At 55.3% G+C, this 24,515-nt stretch carries 26 protein-coding genes; 18 read left to right on the forward strand and 8 right to left on the reverse strand.

All coding sequences use genetic code 11. From position 1 onward, the window contains the following. Positions 1 to 22: 22 nt before the first annotated feature. Complete coding sequence (locus tag FNY10_RS09185) at positions 23 to 1,195, forward strand: MalY/PatB family protein (RefSeq protein ID WP_160704788.1); 1,173 nt, start codon at positions 23 to 25, stop codon at positions 1,193 to 1,195. A gap of 72 nt (positions 1,196 to 1,267) precedes the next feature. On the opposite strand, the gene FNY10_RS09190 is transcribed toward FNY10_RS09185, so the two are convergent. Further along, positions 1,268 to 2,296: a CorA family divalent cation transporter gene (locus tag FNY10_RS09190; RefSeq protein WP_141964499.1), complete on the reverse strand. Its 1,029-nt coding sequence runs from the start codon at positions 2,294 to 2,296 to the stop codon at positions 1,268 to 1,270. A gap of 382 nt (positions 2,297 to 2,678) precedes the next feature. Between FNY10_RS09190 and ydfZ the strand changes: the two genes are divergently transcribed. The 3 genes from ydfZ to yedF all read left to right on the forward strand — a co-directional run bounded on the left by ydfZ (position 2,679) and on the right by yedF (position 4,510). Continuing rightward, positions 2,679 to 2,882 carry a putative selenium delivery protein YdfZ gene (gene ydfZ, locus FNY10_RS09195; protein WP_160704786.1) on the forward strand — a complete coding sequence of 68 codons (204 nt, stop codon included), beginning with the start codon at positions 2,679 to 2,681 and terminating at the stop codon, positions 2,880 to 2,882. 186 nt (positions 2,883 to 3,068) lie between these two features. Continuing rightward, complete coding sequence (gene yedE / locus FNY10_RS09200; protein WP_160704784.1) at positions 3,069 to 4,280, forward strand: selenium metabolism membrane protein YedE/FdhT; 1,212 nt, start codon at positions 3,069 to 3,071, stop codon at positions 4,278 to 4,280. Continuing rightward, positions 4,277 to 4,510 carry a sulfurtransferase-like selenium metabolism protein YedF gene (gene yedF / locus FNY10_RS09205; protein ID WP_032687424.1) on the forward strand — a complete coding sequence of 78 codons (234 nt, stop codon included), beginning with the start codon at positions 4,277 to 4,279 and terminating at the stop codon, positions 4,508 to 4,510. The genes yedE and yedF overlap by 4 nt, the downstream gene beginning before the upstream one ends. Positions 4,511 to 4,565: 55 nt before the next feature. Here yedF and metQ read toward each other — a convergent pair whose 3' ends face one another. The 3 genes from metQ to FNY10_RS09220 all read right to left on the reverse strand — a co-directional run bounded on the left by metQ (position 4,566) and on the right by FNY10_RS09220 (position 6,898). After that, the gene (metQ, locus tag FNY10_RS09210) at positions 4,566 to 5,381 is read right to left on the reverse strand and encodes a methionine ABC transporter substrate-binding lipoprotein MetQ (RefSeq protein ID WP_100683701.1); all 816 of its coding nucleotides are present in this window, start codon (positions 5,379 to 5,381) and stop codon (positions 4,566 to 4,568) included. 335 nt (positions 5,382 to 5,716) lie between these two features. Beyond that, on the reverse strand, positions 5,717 to 6,406 hold the full coding sequence (locus FNY10_RS09215) for a hypothetical protein (protein WP_160704782.1): 690 nt from the start codon (positions 6,404 to 6,406) through the stop codon (positions 5,717 to 5,719). A 69-nt stretch (positions 6,407 to 6,475) separates the two neighbouring features. Then, positions 6,476 to 6,898 (reverse strand): Ivy family c-type lysozyme inhibitor, encoded by a 423-nt coding sequence (locus tag FNY10_RS09220; RefSeq protein WP_131048015.1) that lies wholly within the window; start codon positions 6,896 to 6,898, stop codon positions 6,476 to 6,478. A 351-nt stretch (positions 6,899 to 7,249) separates the two neighbouring features. Between FNY10_RS09220 and add the strand changes: the two genes are divergently transcribed. After that, a complete protein-coding gene (add, locus tag FNY10_RS09225) occupies positions 7,250 to 8,251 on the forward strand; it encodes an adenosine deaminase (RefSeq protein ID WP_160704780.1) in 1,002 nt (333 codons plus the stop codon). 36 nt (positions 8,252 to 8,287) lie between these two features. On the opposite strand, the gene FNY10_RS09230 is transcribed toward add, so the two are convergent. Then, positions 8,288 to 9,328 (reverse strand): oxidoreductase, encoded by a 1,041-nt coding sequence (locus FNY10_RS09230; protein ID WP_131048013.1) that lies wholly within the window; start codon positions 9,326 to 9,328, stop codon positions 8,288 to 8,290. 188 nt (positions 9,329 to 9,516) lie between these two features. Between FNY10_RS09230 and blr the strand changes: the two genes are divergently transcribed. The 13 genes from blr (at position 9,517) to gstA (ending at position 21,344) form a co-directional block, all read left to right on the forward strand. Beyond that, the gene (gene blr, locus FNY10_RS09235) at positions 9,517 to 9,666 is read left to right on the forward strand and encodes a division septum protein Blr (protein ID WP_131048012.1); all 150 of its coding nucleotides are present in this window, start codon (positions 9,517 to 9,519) and stop codon (positions 9,664 to 9,666) included. 126 nt (positions 9,667 to 9,792) lie between these two features. Continuing rightward, a complete protein-coding gene (locus FNY10_RS09240) occupies positions 9,793 to 11,163 on the forward strand; it encodes a GH1 family beta-glucosidase (RefSeq protein WP_141964493.1) in 1,371 nt (456 codons plus the stop codon). A gap of 217 nt (positions 11,164 to 11,380) precedes the next feature. Further along, a complete protein-coding gene (gene ydgT / locus FNY10_RS09245) occupies positions 11,381 to 11,596 on the forward strand; it encodes a transcription modulator YdgT (protein ID WP_100683685.1) in 216 nt (71 codons plus the stop codon). A 68-nt stretch (positions 11,597 to 11,664) separates the two neighbouring features. Continuing rightward, complete coding sequence (locus FNY10_RS09250; protein ID WP_160704778.1) at positions 11,665 to 12,105, forward strand: DUF2569 domain-containing protein; 441 nt, start codon at positions 11,665 to 11,667, stop codon at positions 12,103 to 12,105. A 79-nt stretch (positions 12,106 to 12,184) separates the two neighbouring features. Further along, positions 12,185 to 12,766, forward strand: a complete 582-nt coding sequence (gene rsxA / locus FNY10_RS09255) for an electron transport complex subunit RsxA (RefSeq protein ID WP_100683683.1) — start codon at positions 12,185 to 12,187, stop codon at positions 12,764 to 12,766. A gap of 1 nt (position 12,767) precedes the next feature. Beyond that, on the forward strand, positions 12,768 to 13,346 hold the full coding sequence (gene rsxB / locus FNY10_RS09260; RefSeq protein ID WP_100683682.1) for an electron transport complex subunit RsxB: 579 nt from the start codon (positions 12,768 to 12,770) through the stop codon (positions 13,344 to 13,346). After that, positions 13,339 to 15,507, forward strand: a complete 2,169-nt coding sequence (gene rsxC / locus FNY10_RS09265; protein ID WP_160704776.1) for an electron transport complex subunit RsxC — start codon at positions 13,339 to 13,341, stop codon at positions 15,505 to 15,507. Before rsxB ends, rsxC begins: the two co-directional genes overlap by 8 nt. After that, positions 15,508 to 16,560 carry an electron transport complex subunit RsxD gene (gene rsxD, locus FNY10_RS09270; protein ID WP_141964491.1) on the forward strand — a complete coding sequence of 351 codons (1,053 nt, stop codon included), beginning with the start codon at positions 15,508 to 15,510 and terminating at the stop codon, positions 16,558 to 16,560. It begins immediately after the preceding gene. 9 nt (positions 16,561 to 16,569) lie between these two features. Continuing rightward, positions 16,570 to 17,190 (forward strand): electron transport complex subunit RsxG, encoded by a 621-nt coding sequence (rsxG, locus tag FNY10_RS09275; protein WP_142255875.1) that lies wholly within the window; start codon positions 16,570 to 16,572, stop codon positions 17,188 to 17,190. Positions 17,191 to 17,193: 3 nt separating this feature from the next. Further along, positions 17,194 to 17,898, forward strand: a complete 705-nt coding sequence (locus FNY10_RS09280; protein ID WP_160704774.1) for an electron transport complex subunit E — start codon at positions 17,194 to 17,196, stop codon at positions 17,896 to 17,898. Beyond that, complete coding sequence (nth, locus tag FNY10_RS09285; RefSeq protein WP_160704772.1) at positions 17,895 to 18,530, forward strand: endonuclease III; 636 nt, start codon at positions 17,895 to 17,897, stop codon at positions 18,528 to 18,530. The genes FNY10_RS09280 and nth overlap by 4 nt, the downstream gene beginning before the upstream one ends. Before the next feature lie 600 nt (positions 18,531 to 19,130). Then, a complete protein-coding gene (gene dtpA / locus FNY10_RS09290; RefSeq protein WP_131048005.1) occupies positions 19,131 to 20,636 on the forward strand; it encodes a dipeptide/tripeptide permease DtpA in 1,506 nt (501 codons plus the stop codon). A gap of 105 nt (positions 20,637 to 20,741) precedes the next feature. Next, complete coding sequence (gstA, locus tag FNY10_RS09295) at positions 20,742 to 21,344, forward strand: glutathione transferase GstA (protein ID WP_100683674.1); 603 nt, start codon at positions 20,742 to 20,744, stop codon at positions 21,342 to 21,344. A 51-nt stretch (positions 21,345 to 21,395) separates the two neighbouring features. On the opposite strand, the gene pdxY is transcribed toward gstA, so the two are convergent. From pdxY to pdxH, 3 genes are all read right to left on the reverse strand, one after another. Further along, positions 21,396 to 22,256, reverse strand: coding sequence for a pyridoxal kinase PdxY (gene pdxY, locus FNY10_RS09300; RefSeq protein ID WP_131048004.1), 861 nt, complete (start codon positions 22,254 to 22,256; stop codon positions 21,396 to 21,398). Between the two features lie 66 nt (positions 22,257 to 22,322). Then, on the reverse strand, positions 22,323 to 23,597 hold the full coding sequence (gene tyrS, locus FNY10_RS09305; protein WP_100683673.1) for a tyrosine--tRNA ligase: 1,275 nt from the start codon (positions 23,595 to 23,597) through the stop codon (positions 22,323 to 22,325). A 242-nt stretch (positions 23,598 to 23,839) separates the two neighbouring features. Further along, positions 23,840 to 24,496 (reverse strand): pyridoxamine 5'-phosphate oxidase, encoded by a 657-nt coding sequence (pdxH, locus tag FNY10_RS09310; protein ID WP_131048038.1) that lies wholly within the window; start codon positions 24,494 to 24,496, stop codon positions 23,840 to 23,842. Positions 24,497 to 24,515 lie beyond the last annotated feature (19 nt).

Here is a 24,515-nt window from a genome sequence, read left to right on the forward strand (position 1 = left end):
GGCTTTGATGAAGGAAGTGTCAATGTTTGATTTTGCAACGCCTGTCGATCGCCACGGCACCTGGTGTACGCAATGGGACTATGTAGCCGATCGCTTCGGCGCCGCCGACCTGCTCCCCTTTACTATCTCCGATATGGATTTCGCCACCGCCCCCTGCATTCTCGATGCCGTCAGCAAGCGCCTGGCGCACGGCGTATTCGGCTACAGCCGCTGGAAAAACGATGAGTTTCTTGGCGCGGTCGCCCACTGGTACGCCAGCCGTTTTCACTCCCCCGTGAGTCGCGATGCGATCGTCTATGGCCCGTCGGTCATTTACATGGTGGCAGAGATGATTCGCCAGTGGTCTGACGAAGGCGACGGCGTGGTTGTCCATACGCCGGCCTACGATGCTTTTTATAACACCATCGCAGGAAACCGGCGTCGCGTTGCGCCGGTCCCGCTGAGCTATCGGGATAACCAGTGGCATTGCGATATGGCGCAGCTTGAACGCACGCTGGCGGAGCCGCGCAACACGCTGCTGCTGCTGTGCAGCCCGCATAACCCGACCGGAAAAGTGTGGCGCCGTGAGGAGCTGGAGACCATGGCGATGCTGTGCGAAAAGCACGGCGTGAAGGTCATCAGCGATGAGATTCATATGGATATGGTCTGGGGCGCACATCGTCATACGCCGTGGTGCGATGTCGCTCGCGGGCCGTGGGCGTTGTTCACTTCCGGCTCAAAAAGCTTCAATATTCCCGCGTTTACCGGCGCTTACGGCCTGATTGATGATGTCGCATCCCGCGAAGCTTATCTGACGGCGCTGAAGGGGCGCGATGGACTCTCATCGCCCTCGGTACCGGCGCTGGTCGCCCATATTGCCGCCTACCGTGAAGGCGCCCCGTGGCTCGACGCGCTTCGGGCCTATTTGCAGGACAACATGCGCTATCTTGCTCAGGCGCTCAATCAGGCCTTCCCGCAGCTGAACTGGCAACCGCCGCAGGCCACCTATCTCGCCTGGATCGATCTGCGCCCGCTCGGCGTGGACGACCGCGCGCTGCAAAAAGCGCTCATCGAGGTGCAGAAGGTCGCCATAATGCCCGGGTATACCTACGGCGAAGCCGGCGTCGGTTTTGTGCGCCTCAATGCCGGCTGCCCCCGGGAGAAGCTGGAAAGAGGCGTCAACGGATTGCTTGCCGCACTGCGCGATTTAACGTAGCTGCGCCGCGGCGTTCCGCACAGCCCCGGCGGTGTTAAACGCCGCGGGCACAGCCCGAACGGGGCCCCCGACTCACAAATCGTCCCGTCGCCGAAAGGCCAGATACCCGGCCCCAAGGGTAAATCCGCCGACCAGCAGCACCAGCAGGATAAACCCGTGATGGTTGGTCGAGAGCGGGATCCCCCCGACGTTCATGCCGAAGAACCCCGCCACAATATTGATAGGTAGCGCCAGCACGGTAATGACCGTCAAGGTATATAGCGTGCGGTTGCTTTTTTCCATTTGCCGGGCGCTGATCTCTTCCTGCAGCAGGCTGATACGCTCGGTCAGCCCGGAGAGATCGTTGAGCACTACGGTAAACTCCTCGGTGAACTGGCGAAACTCCTGAACCACGGAGCGGTCGATCCACGCCGGCGGACGGTTGAGGAGTCGAAACATCGCCGCCGGTTCCGGGGCCAACAGCCGCTGAAAGCGCAGGAGCATCCTCCGCAGGCGCGCCAGGTCGGCACGGTTGCGCTGGACATGGTTGGTGAGCAGCCGCTCTTCGATGTCATCGACGTGGCGACTTGCCTGGCGCACCACCTGTTCCAGCACTTCCTCCTGCTCTTCAAGCAGAAAGGCCAGCAGCGCGGTGGAAGAGGTCACGTTTAATGTCGCCAGCCGCGGCAGCATCCATTCAATAAAGCGCAGCGGTTTATAGCGCGCGGTCACCACCAGCTTCTGACTGCAGTACAGCCACAGCGTCGAGGTTTCTGCGGTGGTCTCTTTGGGATGAAAAATGACGTCGTTCAGCACGGCAAACAAATTGTCGCCCTGCCGCTCAATGCGGGTGGTATGAGAGCCGTCGCGGATCTCTTCAAAGAAAAAATCGGCAACCGGGAAATGAGTCAGCAGCCACTTCTCGGCGGTTGCGTGGTTGAGATTGAGATGCAGCCAGACGAAATCATTTTCGCCGTCCAGCTCGTGAAAGCGGGAACACACTTGCTGAGAGGTGATTTGCAGCGGCTGATGCCCTTCCCGAAAAATAAAACCGTACACCAACCCGGAGACTTCCATATCAAAATCGGGCTTTAACATCTTTCCTGTGACATCTTGACTCATATATCCCTCAGGATTTTATTGCATACTGTTCTGACCCGAATAAAGTCATCTTTCGCTATTTTTCAGAGCCTGGCAAGGTTAATGATTTGTTCATCAAACGGCAACCTGACTGAAATCTGTGTTTTATAATTTCAGCGCGGTCACCCGTAACATTTTATCCTGTCTGAGGTTGAGAGGACGGTTCCTGATGAGCGATAACAGCAGCTCACTACGCGTTGCGCCGGGCCCTGGCCCGCGAGTCGTCCGGTCAAAGATTTAGCAAAAGAACAGTAAAAAAACGGTTCTTTTTTTTGTCTTTTTATTCGCTATCGGCATCGCATTTTCCGGCGTGAGCTTATTTAACGATGTGGCCCGTTCAGCGACGTGATAAGAGGAGGAAACCATGAAAACTTACAATCGTAACCGTAACGCTATCTCAACAGGCTGCAGGGTTATGGTGGCAGGAAATGGCGTGACGGGCGTCATTAAGGCTATCCACGGCGAAGGTAAAACGGCGGAACAATTACGCCGCGCTGACTGCGTGGAAATAGACGGCGGCGAAGAGTTATATTGCCCAGTGAACCTTATTCGGCTGGGCTTTCATTAATTGCCTCCCGATGCAGAGTCATCGCCCTGCTGAAAAGGATAAAGGCCGCCGCGGTGGCCTTTATTTTGTTGGCGGATCGATTCATTTTGATCCCATCGAGTGTTTTGTCGTTATAAGCGGCGTATTATCCCGCCTTCTTTGACCCCGCCTGGGGTGATTTACCTTCTGAGTTCAGAGGCATCTTTCATGACTTGGCAACAGTTCAAACAGGCCTACCTGATTAAGTTCTGGGCACCGGCCCCCGCGGTTATCGCCGCCGGTATTCTCTCCACCTATTATTTCGGTATTACCGGCACGTTCTGGGCCGTGACCGGGGAATTTACCCGCTGGGGCGGGCAGTTATTGCAACTTGCCGGCGTTCATACCGAGCAATGGGGTTATTTCAGGCTGATTCATCTTGAGGGAACGCCGTTAACCCGCATTGATGGCATGATGATTATCGGCATGTTTGGCGGTTGTTTCGCCGCCGCGCTGTGGGCCAACAATGTCAAACTCCGCCTGCCGCGCAGCCGGATCCGGATCATTCAGGCCGTGGCGGGCGGGATCATTGCCGGTTTCGGCGCACGCCTGGCGATGGGCTGCAACCTGGCGGCCTTTTTTACCGGTATTCCTCAGTTCTCTCTCCACGCCTGGTTTTTTGCCATCGAGACGGCTATCGGGAGCTGGTTTGGCGCGCGCTTTACGCTGCTGCCCCTGTTCCGCATTCCGGTCAGGATCCAGAAAGTGTCGGCGGCCTCGCCGCTAACGCAAAAACCGGCGCAGGCGCGGCGTCGTTTTCGCGCCGGTATGCTGGTGTTCTTCGCCATGATCGCCTGGGGATTACTGACGGCACTCGATCAGCCTAAGCTCGGGCTGGCGATGCTGTTCGGGGTGGGTTTTGGCCTGCTGATTGAGCGTGCGCAGATCTGCTTTACTTCGGCATTCCGCGATATGTGGATTACCGGACGCACCTATATGGCTAAAGCGATTATCTTCGGGATGGCGGCGAGCGCGATTGGCATTTTCAGCTATGTGCAACTGGGCATGGAGCCCAAAATCATGTGGGCTGGCCCGAACGCGGTCATCGGCGGTCTGCTGTTTGGTTTCGGTATTGTACTGGCCGGCGGCTGCGAAACCGGCTGGATGTATCGCGCCGTTGAAGGTCAGGTCCACTACTGGTGGGTCGGGCTGGGCAACGTCATTGGTTCGACGATTCTGGCCTATTTCTGGGATGATTTGTCACCAACGCTGGCCACCAGCTGGGATAAAGTCAATCTGCTGGCCACCTTCGGGCCTTTTGGCGGCCTGCTGGTGACCTATCTGCTGTTATTCATCGCATTGATGCTGGTCATTGCCTGGGAGAAACGTTTTTTCCGCCAGAAATCCGCCGCGATGGCCAATATTAAGGAAACCGCATGAAAACTATCGTTCCCGATTATCGTCTCGATATGGTAGGCGAACCCTGCCCCTATCCGGCCGTCGCCACCCTGGAAGCGATGCCTTCGCTCAAAAAAGGGGAAATTCTCGAAGTGGTCAGCGATTGTCCGCAGTCGATTAATAACATTCCGCAGGATGCCCGCAACTACGGGTATACGGTGCTGGATATTCAACAAGACGGGCCCACTATCCGCTATCTGATCCAGAAGTAATGCCCGGCGTGCAGGCCGGTGACGTGCTCCCGCCACCGGTCTGCTGCAACCCGGATTACCAGCCTTTTACCGCGTCGCCTTTGTACAGCTCCGCTGCAGCGGCGGCAACTTCATCGCTGTGATACGCTTGCACCAGATTTTTCACCTTTGCGCTGTCCTGGTTATCGACCCGACTGGCGAAAATATTAACGTAGGGTGAATGTTTATCTTCGACAAACAGCCCGTTGCGGGTCGGTGAGAGCCCCACCTGGCTGGAAAAGGTGGTATTAATCACCGCAAGCGCAATTTGCCGATCGTCAAGTGCGCGGGTCAACTGCGGCGCCTCGATCTCGACGATTTTCAGCTTCTTCGGGTTATTCACAATATCTAACGACGTCGGCAGCAGACCGACCCCCTCTTTCAGGGTAATCAGCCCCTGTTTTTGCAACAAAAGCAGCGAACGTCCGAGATTGGTCGGATCGTTTGGCACCGCTACCTGAGCGCCTTCAGGCAGCTCATCGATGGTGCGTATTTTCTTCGAGTAGGCGGCAATCGGATAGACGAATGTCTTGCCCACCTCAACCAGCTTATAGCCGCGCTCCTCGATCTGTTTATCCAGGTACGGTTTATGCTGGAAAGCGTTGATGTCCAGATCGCCATTATTCAGCGCTTCATTGGGCAAAACGAAATCGTTAAAGGTGACCACTTCGACATCAAGATTATACTTCTCTTTCGCCACCTTCTGCGCCACCGCCCAGACCTGCTGATCGATCCCCGCGCTGATACCGACTTTTATATGATTCGGGTCCTGCCCGGCGGGGCCACAGGCGGCAAGCAGCGCAGTGCTGGCGACAAGCAACGGAACAGCAAACTTCTTCAGCGTAAATAACATCATCCCAGAGTCCTTTTTAAAATAGCCTGCCGCTCATGGCAGGAAAAGTAGCGCCTGAGACTATAGGAAATATCATTGGCGATATTAAAGACTGATTCACTATGATTTATAGCGATTGGCTATGAGCCTGGATCATGGCAGAAGAGAGGGAGAATTTTTCTGTCGCCGGAGCGCCGATTAAATGGTTTAAGTCACTGTTTAAAAATGATAATGCCGAATATGGCATTCGTACTGGCGGCGATCAATTAGCGCCAGGTGATTCTCCTGGCAGCGCGACCAAAAATCCGATCGGCGACTATATGTTCAACATGGCGATCTGCGCGCCGGGATGGCGCCTACCTCTGGAGGTTAACAGCGTCACAGCGGGCCCAGTTATAGTTCACCCTGGCCAGTTTGAGTTCTCCGCAAACCGCACCAAAGCGAAGCGCCTGATTCTGCTGAAAGTAGCGCCGCAACAATTCAGGCAGAAAACGGGCCCTGTAGCGCAGCAGCGTACAGTGCCAGAAAGGCGCCGGAAGCGGTGTGCTGGCGTGCCTGGAAAGCAGTTCGTCTTTCCAGGGCGATAGCAGAATGTTCTGGCAAAAAGCGTGGCGCATCGCCACGGCCTCCTCGTTGGGGATCCCGGCAAGCAATAGCTGGCCGGGAAGAGCAACTAAACGCAAATCTCTGACGGTAATACGCTGGCCCTGATAGTTCGCCCACAGGGTATGTAGCCGGGCAATCTTTTCAGGAAGGGGCTCGTTTTCGGCGTACAGCGGCAGCGTCAACGGCAAAAAGGTAAAGTGAAAACATGCCTCAGGCAGCCTGTCCGCCAGCGCGTCATCGCGCACCAACTCGCGGAGTTCACGGAAAAGTTGTTGGATTTGCGACGGCATCGTAGGCTGTATGCCCGTCGCAAGCGCCAGTTTTGTTGGGTCATAGTCCGGCGTATCGCGAATGCTACCGATCCCTTTGTTTTCTCGCCAGACCGCCAGAGTTTTGTCGTTCGTTGATTGATACACACAGTCCAGGTGAATCACTTTCATCTTAAATTGTCGTCAGGCAAGGGATGGCAACAAAAGCCGTCCGGAGACGGCTTAAATGATGTGCCATGCTCAGTTTGAGACATCACCATGCAACCGCGCGAATAAAATATTTCGCATCACATCAGAACCTGTCGGGTCAAGGTTCAACCAGGTGAGTTTTTGTTGCTCAGATGCAAGATCATATTCAGAAAAAACGCCGTGAATATCACCTTTATCCAAAGAATAAAGGACGGCTATTGATTGCGCCGGGCAGTTGTGCGGTTTACAGCCGGATAAGGCAAGGTATTTGCGCCCGGCGATGGTTATTTCATTTGCCGGGGTGCTCGTTCCCCCCTCTTTAACCCAGGATGGAAGGCTGTGTTTAGCAATAAGGCTCTTATAGGCCCGTCCTGTTTCCTTGCCTTGTACAAAATCAAAAAGGTAAGGATTGCCTTCCGCGCTGACCGTAAAAGATAACAGGGACAAAGCAGCAATCATTAGTTTCTTTTTCATGTCGTTTCCCTCATTCCATTAAAGAGCAGAGAAATTTTATCTTTTTCTTGCTGCTTTGTCAGGCTCTGGAGAGATGCCCTGCCAGTCCCGCCAGACTTATGCATGCAGGCCTTGTCAGCCGGGGCTACCCCGTCCTTCATCATCTCGCAAAAGGGGATGAAAACGCGAAAATAGTCTATGCGTTTATTCTAAATGGATAGTGAAAAAGACCGGAAGGCGCTCGCTCTGCGGTATAAAAAATGACGCGAATGCTGCCAGATGTTTGTATTGACTGGATTTTTTCAATACCTTCAAATAGTTACAGGCATGTTGTATAATGACGTGCACTTTAACTAAAAAATGAGTGCGACCATGATTGATTTAACTTTGCCATTAACCGACATTCACCGCCACCTTGACGGCAATATCCGTGCCCAAACCATTCTCGATCTTGGCCGCCAGTTCAATCTCCCCCTTCCTGCCACTTCGCTCGACGCGCTGATCCCGCATGTACAGGTCACCAGTAATGAACCCGATCTGGTCAGCTTCCTCGCTAAACTGGACTGGGGGGTAAAAGTTCTCGCCTCGCTGGAGGCCTGTCGCCGCGTGGCTTATGAAAACGTCGAGGATGCGGCGCGCAATGGTCTGCATTACGTTGAGCTGCGTTTTTCACCGCGTTATATGGCAATGACCCACCAGCTACCGGTCGACGGCGTGGTTGAGGCGGTGATTGCCGGGGTGCGTGAAGGCAGCCGCGATTTTAACGTCGAAACGCGCCTGATCGGCATTTTGAGCCGCACATTTGGCGAAGCGGCCTGCCAGCAGGAACTGGACGCGCTGCTTGCCCACCGCGACGGGATTACCGCGCTGGATCTGGCGGGCGATGAGCTCGGCTTCCCGGGCAATCTGTTTATGCAACACTTTACGCGCGCGCGCGATGCCGGCTGGCGTATTACCGTGCACGCCGGTGAAGCGGCCGGTGCACAAAGCATCTGGCAGGCTATCCGGGAGCTGGGAGCTGAGCGTATCGGCCATGGCGTAAAAGCGGTTCAGGATCCGGCACTGATGGATTACCTTGCGCAGCAGCGGATCGGCATTGAGTCCTGCCTGACCTCCAATATCCAGACCAGCACCGTAGCATCGCTGGCTGAACATCCGCTCAAAACGTTCCTTGAACACGGTGTTCTGGCATCCATTAATACTGACGACCCGGCGGTACAAGGTATCGACATCATTCACGAATATACCGTTGCCGCACCGGCAGCCGGCCTGAGTCGCGAACAGATTCGCCAGGCGCAAATCAATGGCCTCGAACTCGCGTTTCTCAGCAATCAGGAAAAAGCGGCGCTGATTCAGCGCGTTCAGCAGGCCTGACCCTCAGCCCGGCGGCCTTGCTACCGGGCAAAGGCTTTAGATAAGACTCAAGGTCGCGCGATGTTTCGCCGACTCCAGACCGAGTTCAATCAACTCCATAATCTGAATCGCCTGGCTGGCAGGCACTGGATTTTCGCCGCTGCCGTTCAGGGTGTCGCGAATGGCAGCATAGTAAGCCGGGTAGTTACCCGGTACAGTCAGCCAGTTTTCCGTCGCGCGCGCGTCCCCTTCAACCCGCGTCAGCACTCCGTCACGCATATCGTATCCCCAGTCTTCCTGCGGCAAGCGCTCGCCATTCTTCAGCCGTTCCTCCTGCGGATCCAGTCCATATTTGACATAGCTTGCCCGGGAACCATGGACGATATATCGCGCGGTTTCTGCCGCCGCCAGCAGCGTACCGTGTAACACCACCCGGCGCAGGGGATAAGTCAGCACGGCATGAAAATAGTCGGTAGCCTGCGCGCCAGGACGCAACTGCGCCAGATCAACGGTAATACTGACCGGCAGGCCAAACAAATTGACGGCCTGATCAAGAAGATGCGGCCCCAGATCGTACCAGATTCCGCTTCCCGGACCGCCCTGTTCGCGCCAGCGGTGACGAACCTCCGGACGATAGCGATCGAAGTGCGATTCAAAGTAGCACACCTCGCCCAGCAGCCCTTCGTTAATCAGCGATTTAAGCGTCAGAAAATCGCTATCCCAGCGGCGGTTATGAAATACGGAAAGCAGTCTGCCGCAGCGCCGGGCAGCGGCCTCCAGCCTTCTTGCCTGTGACAGCGTCACGGTAAAAGGTTTATCCACCACAACATGTTTGCCCGCTTCCAGCGCCGCTTTCGCCAGCGGGAAATGGCTATCATTTGGCGTCGCAATGACGATCAAATCAATATCAGGGTTGCTCAGTAAGCCCGTGGGATCGGCGACCACGCTCACCATGGGCCAGTCGGCCTGCACTTTTCTTTCATCGCTACTGGACACCGCGACCAGCGTCATTCCCGGTGTACCGCTGATTAACGGCGCATGGAACGTTTTACTCGCATACCCGTAGCCAATCATTCCTACCCGGATAGTGTCACTCATCTTGCAGCCCTCTCATTCAACAATCTCTGCCCTTTGCTAACTATAAACCTCAATTAATTTATTAGCTTTTCTAATGCTTATCAGCGGTCATCTTGACGACAATCGTTACAATACTATTCTGCTATCCCTTGCTTTACTCTCACCATTTAGTAACATTTACCCCTGTTTTAACTTTCAATTTCAGGATTATGGCAAACGTTTTTAACAGAATTGTAGAACTTATCGGCTGGGTAGTATTCGGCGTTTCAGCCCTGCTTTTGGTTATCGCTCATCACATTGATAACTACCAGTCTCCGCCTTCAGAGAATGTTGTACAAACGGCCAGCCTGCCCCATTAGCCCGTCAGCCTCTGCTGACGCTAAACAGTGACCCACTTCGCAAGTGTGCAACCGGTTTCAGAAACCGGTTGCACACTTGCGAACGCATTCACTACACTCTCTTTATCATTCGATAAGGAGTTTTTCATGGCCGCATTTCCGCAACATTTTCTTTGGGGCGCCGCCACCGCAGCCTATCAGGTTGAAGGCGGTCACGATGCCGACGGCAAAGGCCCGTCAATCTGGGATATTTACGCCCACCAGCCCGGTGCAACATTCGAAAACACCCATGGTGACGTCGCCGTCGATCACTATCATCGTTTTCGCGAAGATGTTGCCCTGATGGCCGAAATGGGCCTGCAAAGCTACCGCTTCTCAATCTCCTGGCCCCGGCTGTTGCCCCAGGGGCGTGGCGACATTAACGAAGCAGGCATTCAGTTTTATAGCGATTTGATCGACGCGCTGCTGGCCCACAATATCGAGCCGATGATTACGCTCTATCACTGGGATCTGCCGCAGGCGTTACAGGATGAAGGGGGCTGGGAAGCGCGAAGCACCGCCGAGGCGTTCGCCGACTATGCCCGCCTGTGTTACGAGCGCTACGGTTCCCGGGTGAAGCTATGGGCAACCTTCAATGAAACCATCGTGTTTATCGGACACGGTTATATTAATGGCTGCCATCCGCCGGCGGTGCGCGATCCGGCGCGCGCCATCCAGGCCTGCCACCACGTCTTTATTGCTCACGCGATGGCGGTTAAACAGTTTCGTGAAAGTGGTATTCATGGCGAGATTGGTTTCGTCAACGTATTGCAGCCGCATACACCACTCACCGACAGCCCCGAAGATCGAGCGGCCACCGACATGGCGGACGCCATTCACACGCACTGGCTGTACGATCCGGTGTTAAAAGGCCATTATCCGCAGTCGCTTTTGCAGCAGGCCCAGGCGCTGTGGGGTGTCCCGCAGTTTGCGCCCGGTGATGACGCGCTGCTGCGTGACAACCGCTGCGATTTTATTGGCCTTAACTATTATCGCCGCGAAACCGTCTCCGCCCGCCCTCAGGAGGGACTCAGCGCCGGCGAACCGGGCGTCAAAGGTCTGTTTTATTTCGTGCGTAACCCGCAGAGCACCTATACCGAATGGGGCTGGGAGATTTGGCCGCAGGGGTTAACCGACGGCATTATGATGATCAAAGAACGCTACGGCGATATTCCTGTTTACATCACCGAAAATGGTCTGGGCGCCAAAGATCCGATTATTGATGGCGAAATCGTCGACGATCCGCGCATCGACTATCTTAGCAGCCATATTAATGCCGTGGAAAAAGCCATCGAGGCTGGCGCCGATGTCCGCGGTTATTATCCCTGGTCCTTTATTGACCTCCTGAGCTGGCTGAACGGCTACCAAAAACAATATGGTTTTGTGTATGTCGATCATCAGCAAGGGCTCGCCCGTAAACGTAAAAAGAGTTTTTTTTGGTATCAAAACGTTATTGCCAGCCGAGGCAAACAGCGTTAATCTTCTCTCCCAGGCGCCGCCCGGCGCCTGACTTAGCGATAGAATATTCCTAAATATCTTTTGACTACCCCAGGAACGAAATCAGTTCTTGTCTTTAGTATTTACAACCTAAATAATTTCATCAGGCCCGTTAAGAAGGCACTGTTTGTTGAAAGCTGGTTTACTAACAGTTGGTAATATTCGACTTGTTTATTCCGATTATAAAATGGAAACGCAAATGACCGTCCAGGACTACTTATTAAAATTTCGTAAAATCAGTTCGCTTGAAAGTCTTGAAAAACTTTTTGACCATCTTAACTATTCTCTGACCGACACAGCAGAAATCGTCAACATGTATCGCGCCGCCGACCACCGTCGGGCAGAACTGGTTTCCGGCGGCAAATTGTTCGATATCGGCCAGGTGCCGAAGTCCGTCTGGCGTTACGTGCAATAAACACTGTTCTCAACCATGCCAGTTGCTTATACTCCCGCTCTTCATCTTGATTGAATCCGGGAGAAATCATGTCTTCTCACTCTGCAGAACGTATCGGCGGGTGGCTGTTGGCACCGCTGGCATGGCTACTGGTTGCACTACTGAGCACGTCGTTGTCGCTGTTGATATTCGCTAATGCGCTGATGGCCTCCCGGACCTACGCCCTGCTGGCGGAGATGAGCACAGGGCACATCCTGCTTTGGGTGGGGTCGTTGCTGTTTGCCCTCGCCATGTGGTACTACACCCTGTGGCTGACCATTGCTTTTTTCAAACGGCGGAGCATCGTAGCGAAGCACTATATTATCTGGCTGCTCATCTCTCTGCTGCTGGCGATAAAGGCCTTTGCTTTTTCACCGATTTCAGACGCGATGGCCCTGCGTCAACTGCTGTTTCCGCTGCTCGCCGCGGCGCTGTTCGTCCCCTATTTCAAACGTTCCGCACGGGTTAAGCGAACCTTCGTGAATTCGTAATAACCCCACAGTTAACCTGTTGTCGCCGGTATCGATTTATTCGATAATAGGCGGCTTTTTCTGTTTTCAGGTCGAGTTGATGGCTGATTATTTACTGCTCTTTATTGGTACTGTCCTTGTGAACAACTTCGTGCTGGTGAAGTTTCTTGGACTGTGCCCGTTTATGGGGGTTTCCAAAAAACTGGAAACCGCAATGGGGATGGGGCTGGCCACCACGTTTGTGATGACCCTGGCCTCGATTTGCGCCTGGCTGATTGATACCTGGATTCTTATCCCGCTGAACCTTATCTATCTGCGTACGCTGGCTTTTATTCTGGTTATCGCGGTGGTGGTACAGTTTACCGAGATGGTGGTGCGTAAAACCAGCCCCGCCCTGTATCGACTGCTGGGTATTTTCTTACCGCTGATCACCACCAACTGTGCCGTGCTCGGCGTCGCGTTGTTGAATATAAACCTCGGGCATAATTTCTTACAGTCCGCGCTCTACGGCTTTGCCGCTGCGGTCGGTTTCTCACTGGTGATGGTTCTGTTCGCCTCTATTCGCGAACGTCTGGTGGTCGCAGATGTGCCTGCGCCGTTTCGCGGTAATGCCATTGCCCTGGTGACTGCGGGTTTAATGTCTCTGGCATTTATGGGCTTTAGTGGTTTGGTGAAGTTGTAATATGAGTGCAGTCTGGATAGCCGTGATCGCCATTAGCCTGCTGGGGCTCATTTTTGGCGTGATTCTGGGATACGCCTCCCGTCGGTTTGAAGTGGAAGATGATCCCGTCGTTGAAAAAGTCGATGAGCTTCTTCCGCAGAGTCAGTGTGGACAGTGCGGCTACCCCGGCTGTCGTCCTTATGCCGAGGCCGTCGGCTCTCAGGGTGAGAAAATCAACCGCTGCGCCCCTGGCGGCGAAGCGGTGATGCTAAAAATCGCCGCCCTGCTGAACGTTGACCCGCAGCCTATCGATGGCGATGAACAACAACTCGAGCCTGCGCGCATGCTTGCGGTCATTGACGAAAATAACTGTATCGGATGCACGAAGTGTATCCAGGCCTGCCCGGTCGATGCGATTGTCGGTGCAACTCGCGCCATGCACACCGTGATGAGCGACCTTTGTACCGGCTGTAATCTTTGCGTCGCCCCCTGCCCGACGCAATGTATAGAAATGGTTCCTGTCGCGACGACCACTGAAAACTGGAAGTGGGACCTTCACACGATTCCGGTACGCAATATTCCTGTGGAACAACATGTTTAAGCTATTTTCCGCTTTCAGAAAAGATAAAGTCTGGGACTTCAACGGCGGTATTCACCCGCCGGAAATGAAAAACCAGTCTAACGGTACGCCACTGCGCCAGGTTTCCCTGCCGCAGCAGTTTGCTATCCCGTTAAAACAGCATATCGGCGCTGAGGGTGAGCTCTGCGTCCAGCCTGGCGATCGCGTACTGCGCGGTCAGCCGCTGACCCGCGGCTGGGGACGAATGTTACCGGTTCATGCCCCGACCTCCGGTACCGTCAGCGCCATCGCGCCGCACTCTACCGCGCACCCCTCCGCCCTCGCCGAGATGAGCGTCATTATCGATGCCGACGGCGAAGACCGGTGGATTGAGCGCGACGGCTGGAGTGATTATGCAAACCAATCTCGCGAAGCGCTCATCGAGCGTATTCATCAGTTCGGCGTGGCCGGACTGGGCGGCGCGGGATTCCCGACCGGCAGCAAATTGCGCGGCGGCGGCGATAAAATTGAAACCCTGATTATTAACGCCGCTGAATGCGAACCCTATATTACCGCCGACGATCGCCTGATGCAGGATTGCGCCGCGCAAATTATCGCCGGCATCCGCATCCTCGCCCACATTTTACAGCCGCGTCAGGTGCTGATCGGTATTGAGGATAATAAACCGCAGGCTATCTCGATGATGCGGGCGGTCCTTGCCGATGCGCACGGTATCGAACTGCGGGTGATCCCCACCAAGTACCCGTCCGGCGGCGCAAAGCAGCTGACGCAAATCCTCACCGGCAAGCAGGTCCCCCACGGCGGGCGCTCGTCGGACATTGGCGTCCTGATGCAAAACGTCGGGACCGCCTATGCGGTTAAACGCGCGATAATCGACGGTGAGCCGCTGACCGAGCGGGTGGTGACGCTCACGGGAGAAGCGGTGACTCGTCCGGGCAACGTGTGGGCGCGGCTGGGAACACCGGTTCGCCATCTGCTGGAAGATGCCGGTTTCTGCCCGAGCGCCGAACAGATGGTCATTATGGGCGGCCCGCTGATGGGATTCACCCTGCCGTGGCTTGACGTGCCGGTGGTTAAAATCACCAACTGCCTGCTGGCGCCGTCGGTAAGCGAAATGGGCGAAGCCGAGGAAGAAAAAGGCTGTATTCGCTGTAGTGCCTGTGCGGACGCCTGTCCGGCCGATCTACTGCCGCAGCAGCTGTACTGGTTCAGCAAAGGTCAGCAGCACGATAAAGCCACCGCCCATAACCTGGCCGACTGCATCGAGTGTGGCGCCTGCGCCTGGGTCTGCCCGAGTAATATTCCGCTGGTACAATATTTCCGTCAGGAAAAGGCTGAGATTACGGCTCTTCGTCAGGAAGAAAAGCGCGCGGCGGAGGCCAAAGCCCGCTTTGAGGCCCGCCAGGCTCGCCTGGAGCGGGATAAAGCCGCGCGTCTGGAACGCCACAAACAGTCCGCGGTTCAACCTGGCGCAACAGATCACGCCGCGATTAACGCCGCGCTGGCCCGGGTTCGCGAAAAACAACGCGATGCCGCCCAGCCGATCGTTGTCCAGGCCGGAACGAAGCCGGATAACAGTGAAGCCATCGCCGCGCGCGAAGCCCGTAAAGCCGAGGCCCGCGCCCGCAAGCTGGCGCAGCAGGATCAGCAAACGGAACAGCCCGCCACCGAGGCTGCCGACCCGCGGAAAGCGGCAGTTGAGGCGGCTATCGCCCGCGCGAAGGCCCGTAAAGCCGAACAGCAGGCTGCCGCGCCGGCTGACGTTCAGCCCGTAGCCGAAGCCGTCGACCCGCGTAAAGCGGCAGTTGAAGCGGCTATCGCCCGCGCGAAAGCCCGTAAAGCCGAACAGCAGGCTGCCGCGCCGGCCGACGTTCAGCCCGCCGCCGAAGCCGTCGACCCGCGTAAAGCGGCAGTTGAAGCGGCTATCGCCCGCGCGAAAGCCCGTAAAGCCGAACAGCAGGCCGCCGCGCCGGCCGACGTTCAGCCCGTAGCCGAAGCCGTCGACCCGCGTAAAGCGGCGGTTGAAGCGGCTATCGCCCGCGCCAGGGCCCGTAAGGCCGAACAGCAGCAAGAGATGACCCCGTCAGCCACCAACGACGACCCGCGCCAAGCCGCAGTCGCCGAAGCAATCGCCCGCGTTCAGGCCAGGAAAGCATCCCGGCAGGCAGTTAACGAGGAATAAATGGTTTTCAGAATCGCAAGCTCTCCTTATACCCACAACCAGCGTCAGACCTCACGGATTATGCTGCTGGTTCTGCTCGCGGCCGTACCCGGCATCGCGGTTCAGACCTGGTTTTTCGGCTGGGGAACCGTGATGCAGCTCGTCCTCGCCGCCCTCACGGCCTGGGCGACGGAAGCCGCTATCCTCAGGCTGCGCAAGCAAAACATTGCCGCCACGCTTGCCGATAACTCCGCGCTGCTGACCGGTCTGCTGCTGGCGATCAGTATTCCGCCGCTGGCCCCCTGGTGGATGGTCGTTGCCGGTACCGCCTTTGCCGTTATTATTGCCAAGCAGCTGTACGGGGGACTGGGCCACAACCCGTTTAACCCGGCGATGATTGGCTATGTCGTGCTGCTTATCTCATTCCCGGTGCAGATGACCTCCTGGCTGCCGCCGCATGAGATTGCGGCCAGCGTTCCTGGCTTCACCGACGCTCTGCAGGTGATTTTTAGCGGCCACACCGCCAGCGGTAACGATATGAACGCCCTGCGTCTGGGGATCGACGGCATCAGCCAGGCCACGCCGCTGGATACGTTTAAAACGTCGCTGCATGCCGGTCATGGGGTGAAGGAAATTCTGCAATACCCGATTTACGGCGGCACACTGGCCGGCCTTGGCTGGCAGTGGGTCAACATCGCCTATCTGGTCGGCGGTCTGTTTTTACTCTGGCAGAAAACTATTCGCTGGCATATTCCACTGAGCTTCCTGCTTAGCCTGACTCTCTGCGCCACCCTGGGCTGGCTGTTTTCCCCGCAGAGCTTCGCCGCCCCGCAGATTCATCTGCTTTCCGGCGCGACCATGCTCGGCGCATTCTTTATTTTAACGGACCCGGTTACCGCCTCCACCACCAACCGCGGCCGCCTGATATTCGGCGCCCTCGCCGGTCTGCTGGTGTGGCTCATCCGCAGCTTCGGCGGCTATCCTGACGGTGTGGCTTTTGCCGTGCTGCTGGCGAACATTACCGTTCCGTTGATCGATTATTACACGCGCCCGCGCGTCTATGGCCACCGCTGAGGACCAATGATGTTAAAAAGCATGCGCAAACACGGCACCACGCTGGCGCTCTTTGCCGCCGGCTCTACCGGGTTAACTGCGGCCATTAATGAGCTGACGAAATCGACGATTGCTGAACAGGCGGCGACGCAGCAAAAAGCGCTGTTCAATCAGGTTATGCCTGCGGACCGTTATAATAACGATCTGCTGCAGAGCTGCTATCTGGTCGCGGCGCCGCCGCTCGGTAAAGGGCAGCATAAGATCTGGATTGCCAAAAATAACGACGCTCCGGTCGGGGTGGTGATGGAAGCGACGGCGCCCGATGGTTACTCCGGCGCGATTCAGTTGCTGGTCGCCGCCGACTTTAAAGGCACCGTACTTGGCACCCGCGTGACGGAACATCATGAGACGCCCGGCCTTGGCGACAAAATTGAACTCCGTCTGTCGGACTGGATAACCTATTTTGCGGGTAAAATCATTCATGGTCCCGGCGACAGCCATTTTGCCGTGAAGAAAGACGGCGGTGATTTCGATCAGTTCACCGGCGCCACGATTACCCCACGCGCGGTGGTCAACGCCGTTAAGCGTGCCGGTCTGTATGCGCAAACGCTGCCGGCACAGATTCCTGAACTCACCTCCTGCGGAGAGTAAGCCATGAGCGAAGTCAAAGACGTTATTGTTCAGGGGTTGTGGAAAAACAACTCCGCGCTGGTGCAACTGTTGGGTATGTGCCCCCTGCTCGCCGTGACCTCTACCGCTACCAATGCGTTAGGGCTTGGACTGGCGACGACCCTGGTGCTGACGCTGACCAACCTGACCATCTCCAGCCTGCGCCGCTGGACACCGGCTGAAATTCGTATCCCGATTTATGTCATGATCATCGCATCGGTTGTCAGTATCGTGCAGATGCTGATTAACGCCTACGCATTTGGTCTGTATCAGTCTCTGGGGATTTTTATTCCGCTGATTGTGACCAACTGCATCGTGGTCGGTCGAGCCGAAGCCTTCGCCGCCAAAAAGGGGCCGGCGCTGTCGGCGCTGGACGGTTTCTCCATTGGCATGGGGGCGACCTGCGCGATGTTTGTGCTCGGTTCGCTGCGAGAAATCCTCGGTAACGGGACGCTGTTTGATGGCGCCGATAGCCTGCTGGGCAACTGGGCGAAAGTACTGCGAATAGAAGTGTTCCATACCGATACGCCGTTCCTGCTGGCGATGTTGCCGCCGGGCGCCTTTATCGGTTTAGGGATGATGCTGGCGGTGAAATACCTGATTGATGAACGAACCAAACAGCGTAAAGCAAAAACCGTTGCCGCGAGTCAAGCGGCGCCGGCTGATGCTCACAGGGAAAGTCTGGGATGAATAAGAGCAAACGTCTGGAGATCCTGACCCGCCTGCGGGATAACGACCCACACCCGACAACGGAACTGAATTTCAGCTCACCGTTCGAATTACTGATAGCCGTATTACTCTCGGCGCAGGCGACGGACGTCAGCGTGAATAAAGCCACGGCAAAGCTGTATCCCGTGGCGAATACGCCAGCAGCCCTGCTGGCGCTGGGTGTTGATGGCGTCAAAGCGTATATCAAGACCATCGGCTTGTTTAACAGCAAAGCTGAAAATGTGATCAAAACCTGCCGGATACTGCTTGAGCAGCACAATGGCGAGGTTCCGGAGGACAGAGCGGCGCTGGAAGCGCTTCCCGGCGTGGGACGTAAGACCGCCAACGTGGTACTGAACACCGCTTTCGGCTGGCCGACGATTGCCGTGGATACGCATATTTTCCGCGTTTGCAATCGGACACAATTTGCCCCCGGGAAGAACGTTGAACAGGTGGAGGAAAAACTGCTAAAGGTGGTTCCCGCCGAATTTAAAGTCGACTGCCACCACTGGCTTATTCTCCACGGACGCTATACCTGTATTGCGCGCAAACCTCGCTGCGGTTCGTGCCTGATTGAAGATCTGTGCGAGTTTAAAGAGAAAGTCGACGACTAACCCTTCGCTAAAACCATTACCCTTCTTGTGGTAATGGTTCTGCTCCTTCCGCCTGCCTCCTGTCTTTAACGCCACTATTTCTACACTTCACAGGACAATTAACCATCTATATAACGCTCACCCAGGTTAATCATTTTTTGTGGCGAAAAAATTTCTATACATTTGTGATCCAGATCATCCACGCAACTTAATATTAAATCCATGTTATCGAGATGATACGAAAAGTCAGTATTTGCAATATCAGAGTCCCGCCATCCAGGACAATACCCCATCATATTTTAGGATTACAGGCTATATCACTACATTAACGGCTAATTAGTAGAATATATCGCCATTAACCAATCATTTCCTTTTCCTGAAAGATAAAAATACCATCAATGTGTAAAAGCTGAAATTTAACTCTGCATAACATTTGAATGACTGGCGGATTATAACGCCCAAGATAAATGTAACAGAGTATTGCAAAGCGCTTGCCTCAATGGCCAGGATAGTGAACATTACTTGCCGTTTTCCCTCCAGAATAACTATAAAGGCGGCGGTCTTATCAGATTGCGCCCCGAACACCCCCCGTTAATATGGGATGTAAAAAAAGAGGTATATGTGTCAACTGCAAACAATAAACCAGCAGAAAGTGTGAGTCTGAACGCTTTCAAACAACCGAAATCGTTCTATCTGATCTTCTCGATCGAGTTATGGGAGCGTTTTGGTTATTACGGCCTGCAAGGGATCATGGCCGTTTACCTGGTAAAACAGCTGGGTATGTCAGAAGCGGATTCTATTACTCTCTTCTCCTCCTTCAGCGCGCTGGTTTATGGCCTCGTGGCTATCGGCGGCTGGCTGGGCGATAAAGTGCTCGGTACGAAACGCGTGATTATGCTGGGGACTATCGTCCTCGCTATCGGCTACGCCCTGGTGGCTTATTCCGGACATGACGCGGCTATCGTTTATATGGGTATGGCGACCATCGCCGTCGGTAACGGCCTGTTTAAGGCTAACCCGTCCTCCCTGCTCTCGACCTGCTACGAGAAAGATGACCCGCGTCTTGATGGCGCATTTACGATGTACTACATGTCCATCAACATCGGTTCCTTCTTCTCTATGCTGGCCACCCCGTGGCTGGCAGCGAAATTTGGCTGGAGCATCGCCTTCTCTCTGAGCTTCATCGGGATGCTGATTACCCTGGTGAACTTCATGTTCTGCAAAAAATGGGTGAAAAACTACGGTTCGAAGCCTGACTTTGCCCCGGTGCATTTCGGCAAACTGCTGGCGACCATCGTCGGCGTCATCGTCCTGGTGGTGATTGCGACCTGGCTGCTGCACAACCAGGGGATTGCCCGTATGGTGCTGGGCTTAGTGGCCCTGGGAATCGTGATTATTTTTGCCAAAGAAGCGATTGCGATGAAAGGTGCGGCGCGTCGTAAGATGATCGTCGCCTTCATTCTGATGGTTCAGGCGATCGTCTTCTTCGTCCTCTACAGCCAGATGCCGACTTCACTGAACTTCTTTGCTATCCGCAACGTTGAGCACGCTATTCTGGGCATCAGCTTCCAGCCTGAGCAGTTCCAGGCGCTGAACCCGTTCTGGATTATGGTCGGCAGCCCGATTCTGGCCGCTATCTATAACAAGATGGGCGACCGTCTGCCGATGCCGCACAAGTTCGCAATCGGCATGGTGCTCTGCTCGCTGGCGTTCCTCGTCCTGCCGCTGGGCGCCAAATTTGCAACCGACGCCGGTATCGTCTCCGTTAACTGGCTGATTCTGAGCTACGCGCTGCAGAGTATCGGTGAGCTGATGATTTCCGGTCTGGGTCTGGCGATGGTGGCCCAGCTGGTCCCGCAGCGCCTGATGGGCTTTATCATGGGCAGCTGGTTCCTGACCACCGCAGGCGCCGCAATCATCGCCGGTAAAGTCGCCAACCTGATGGCGGTACCGGAGGACGTTACCGACCCGCTGCAGTCTCTTGCCGTCTATGGCCATGTCTTCCTGCAGATTGGTATTGCTACCGCAGTTATCGCCGTGCTGATGTTCGCTATCGCGCCGAAACTGAACCGCATGACCCAGGATGACGAGGCGGTGAGCAAAGCTCGCGATACGGCAACCGCTTAAGCGCTTCGGGAAAACGAATAAATTTAGGCCGCTAACGCTTTGTTAGCGGCTTTTTTTTTACCCCTGGGCTAACATACAGAAAACTGCAGCCACGAGGAGTTACTGATGAAACTGTTCTACAAACCCGGCGCCTGTTCCCTTGCATCACATATCGCCCTACGCGAAAGCGGACTGGACTTCACCTTACAGGGCGTCGATCTGCAGAAGAAGCGCCTGGAAAACGGTGAGGATTATCTGCAAATCAACCCGAAGGGACAGGTTCCGGCGCTGCTACTTGACGACGAAATCCTGCTCACGGAAGGCGTCGCCATTATGCAATATATTGCCGATCGGGTGCCGGATCGCCAGCTGCTGGCGCCGGTGGGCACCATTGCGCGCTACCAGACTCTCGAGTGGCTGAACTACGTCGCGACAGAGCTGCATAAGGGCTTTACGCCGCTTTTCCGCCCGGATACCCCGGAAGATTACAAGGCTGTCGTGCGCGCGCAGCTGGAGAAGAAGCTGCATTATATTGATGAATCGCTGAAGGAGAAGCAGTGGCTGAACGGGCATCGTTTCACCATCGCGGATGGCTACCTGTTTACCGTACTGCGCTGGGCCTGGGCCGTGAAGCTGGATATGACGGGTTACAGCCATATCGAAGCCTGGATGAAGCACGTGACCGCTCGTCCATCGGTGGCCGCGGCGCTGGCGGCGGAAGGGTTCTAATCGCGCGGCGTCATCTGTGCCCGGCTGCGAGGCCGGGCAGCAGTGCGACAGTTAAAGCTGGGTGGCGCTAAAGTAGTGCTCCGGCTGCGCAATTCGGTCCTGAGCGGCAACGACCTGCAGCTCATACTCCTGCCTGTTTTTCGTGGCCAGCATAATTTCATACACCGCAGCGGTCACATGTTCCAGCGCATCGCGAAGCAGAGCGCCCTGCAACAGTTTAACCAGCAGTAATCCGCTGGTCACATCGCCGACGCCGACCGGCTGACGCAGGCCAAAATCGACCAGCGGGCGGCTGATATGCCAGGCTTCATCAGCCGTCACCAGCAGCATTTCGAACCGCTCCATACTCAATCCGGCACGGGCAAGATGCTTAACCAGTACGACCTGTGGGCCCTGGGCAATCAGCTCACGCGCGGCTGAGACTGCTTGCGCAACCGTAGCCACCGGATGACCGCAGAGGATTTCCAGCTCAATCAGGTTGGGGGCAATAATATCGCTCGCCGGCAGCGCATGGCGCACGTGAAACTCCGCCACTCCCGGCGCGACGATGCAGCCCTTCTCAGGGTGTCCCATCACCGGATCGCAGAAATATTTCGCCGCCGGATTAGCCGCTTTGACCTGACGCACGATACCGAGGATATGCTCACCCTGTTCGGCGGAGCCCAGATAGCCGCTCAGTACCGCATCGCAACGCTGAAGCTGATTAATCTCGGCAATCCCCTGAACGATTTCGGTCAGATGCGCAGGCGGCATCACGCAACCGGTCCATTTCCCGTACTGCGTATGGTTGGAGAACTGAACGGTATTAAGGGGCCAGACATTCGCGCCAAGGCGACGCATCGGAAATTCCGCAGCACTATTGCCCGCATGTCCAAAAACAACGTGGGACTGAATAGCGAGGATGTTCTTCATTTTTTGCTTACCATAACCCTGAAAAAAGAAAGGGGCATGGTTTCCCATGCCCCTGCTGATTTTTTATTATTTCCAGCAAATCAGACAGTAGTTCTTTTTACCGCGACGTAACAGCGTGTAACGGCCGAACAAAATGTCACTGTCCTGGAAGAAATATTCCGGATCGGACTGTTTTTCACCGTTGATCGTTACCGCATTGGAAGCGATGGTTTTACGTGCCTGACCGCGAGACGGCTGCAGTTCCGAATCCACCAGCGCCTGCATCAGATCGGCACCCTTTTCCATTTCGACCATCGGCACGCCATCCTGCGCCAGCTGTTCGAAATCGGCTTCGCTTAGCGCACTCAGCGTCCCGCTGAACAGGCTCTCGGTGATGCGTTTTGCGGCTACCAGACCTTCTTCACCGTGAACCAGACGCGTCACCTGTTCGGCCAGCACGTACTGCGCACGCGGAGCCTTACCGCTGTTTTTATCTTCTTCTTCCAGCGCATTGATCTCGGCAATGTCCATGAAGGTGAAGAACTTCAGGAAGCGATAAACGTCAGCATCCGCGGTGTTGATCCAGAACTGATAGAATTTGTACGGACTGGTTTTCTTCGGATCCAGCCATACCGCGCCGCCTTCGGTCTTACCGAACTTGGTGCCATCGGCTTTGGTGATCAGCGGAACGGTCAGACCAAACACCTGGTTCTGGTGCAGACGACGGGTCAGGTCGATGCCGGAGGTGATGTTGCCCCACTGATCGGAACCGCCAATCTGCAGCGCCACGCCATGCAGTTTGTTCAGACACGCGAAGTCGTAACCCTGCAACAGGTTATAAGAGAACTCGGTAAACGAGATGCCCTGATCGTCGCGGTTCAGACGCTGCTTAACCGCTTCTTTGTTGATCATCTGGTTTACGGAGAAGTGCTTGCCGATATCACGCAGGAAAGTCAGCACGTTCATGCCACCAAACCAGTCGTAGTTATTCGCGGCAATGGCTGAGTTGTCACCGCAATCAAAGTCGAGGAACGGCGCGACCTGCTTGCGAATTTTATCTACCCACTCCTGCACGGTATCTTCGGTGTTCAGTTTACGCTCGGCGGCTTTAAAGCTCGGGTCACCAATCAGACCGGTCGCTCCCCCCACCAGCGCCACAGGCTTATGGCCTGCCTGCTGAAAGCGTTTCAGGCATAACAATGGAACAAGATGCCCCAAATGCAAGCTGTCAGCGGTTGGATCGAAGCCGCAATAGAGCGCGATCGGGCCTTGCGCCAGTCGCTCTGCTAACGCTTCCTCGTCCGTCACCTGGGCTACCAGCCCCCGCTCTTGCAATTGTTTAATCAAGTTACTGCTTGCCATCAAATTCTCCATGTATAAAACGACTGCACCTTTGCCGGTACACGACTTTTCGCCAGACGCGAAAAAAAACATCTATGCAAAATCATTTAAGTTGCTTCAGGGCAGGCAGTACGGAGATTCATACCAGTCAACGACCGGAATAAACCAGCACAGCCAACACAGACGCAGCTTGAAAAATGAAGCCTATAGAATAAAGCGCCAGCCCATCCAGTACCAGCGCTTAACACAACAAATTTCAGGGATTACGGGGCCAGACGATCGATTTTCCACGCGCTATCGTCGCGCTGGTATAAAAAACGATCGTGCAGACGGTGTTCACCGCCCTGCCAGAATTCCATCTGCTCAATACTGACGCGGAATCCGCCCCAGAAGCTCGGCAGCGGCACTTCGCCTTGCTGGAATTTCTGTTTCAGCTCCAGGAACTTACTTTCCAGGATGCCGCGGGCTGAGATGCGGGTTGACTGTTGCGAGACCCAGGCGCCAATCTGGCTGTCGCGCGGACGGCTGTGAAAATACTTCACCACTTCCAGCGTTGACAGGCGCTCGGCCTTGCCAGTGACCATCACCTGGCGCTCCAGCATGTGCCACGGGAAAAGCAGGCTCACGCGAGGATTGTTTTCGATCTGGTGGGCTTTACGACTCCCGAGGTTGGTGTAAAACACCAGCCCTTTTTCGTCATAGTGCTTGAGCAGGACAATTCGCTGGTAAGGTTGACCGTTTTCATCAACCGTGGCGACGACCATTGCCGTCGGGTCAGCCAGCCGGGCGTCGCAGGCTTGTCTGAGCCAACGCTCAAACAAAGCCAGCGGTTCAGCGGGAAGGTCGCGGCGGCGCAGGCCGCCACGGGTATACTCTCGGCGCAGATGCGCGATTTGCTGCAATTCGTCGTTATCAGACATGGCAATTGAGAACATAGTC

This window comes from Klebsiella sp. Lac1 (assembly GCF_009825425.1).
In the GTDB taxonomy this organism is placed as follows: Bacteria; Pseudomonadota; Gammaproteobacteria; order Enterobacterales; family Enterobacteriaceae; genus Klebsiella; species Klebsiella electrica.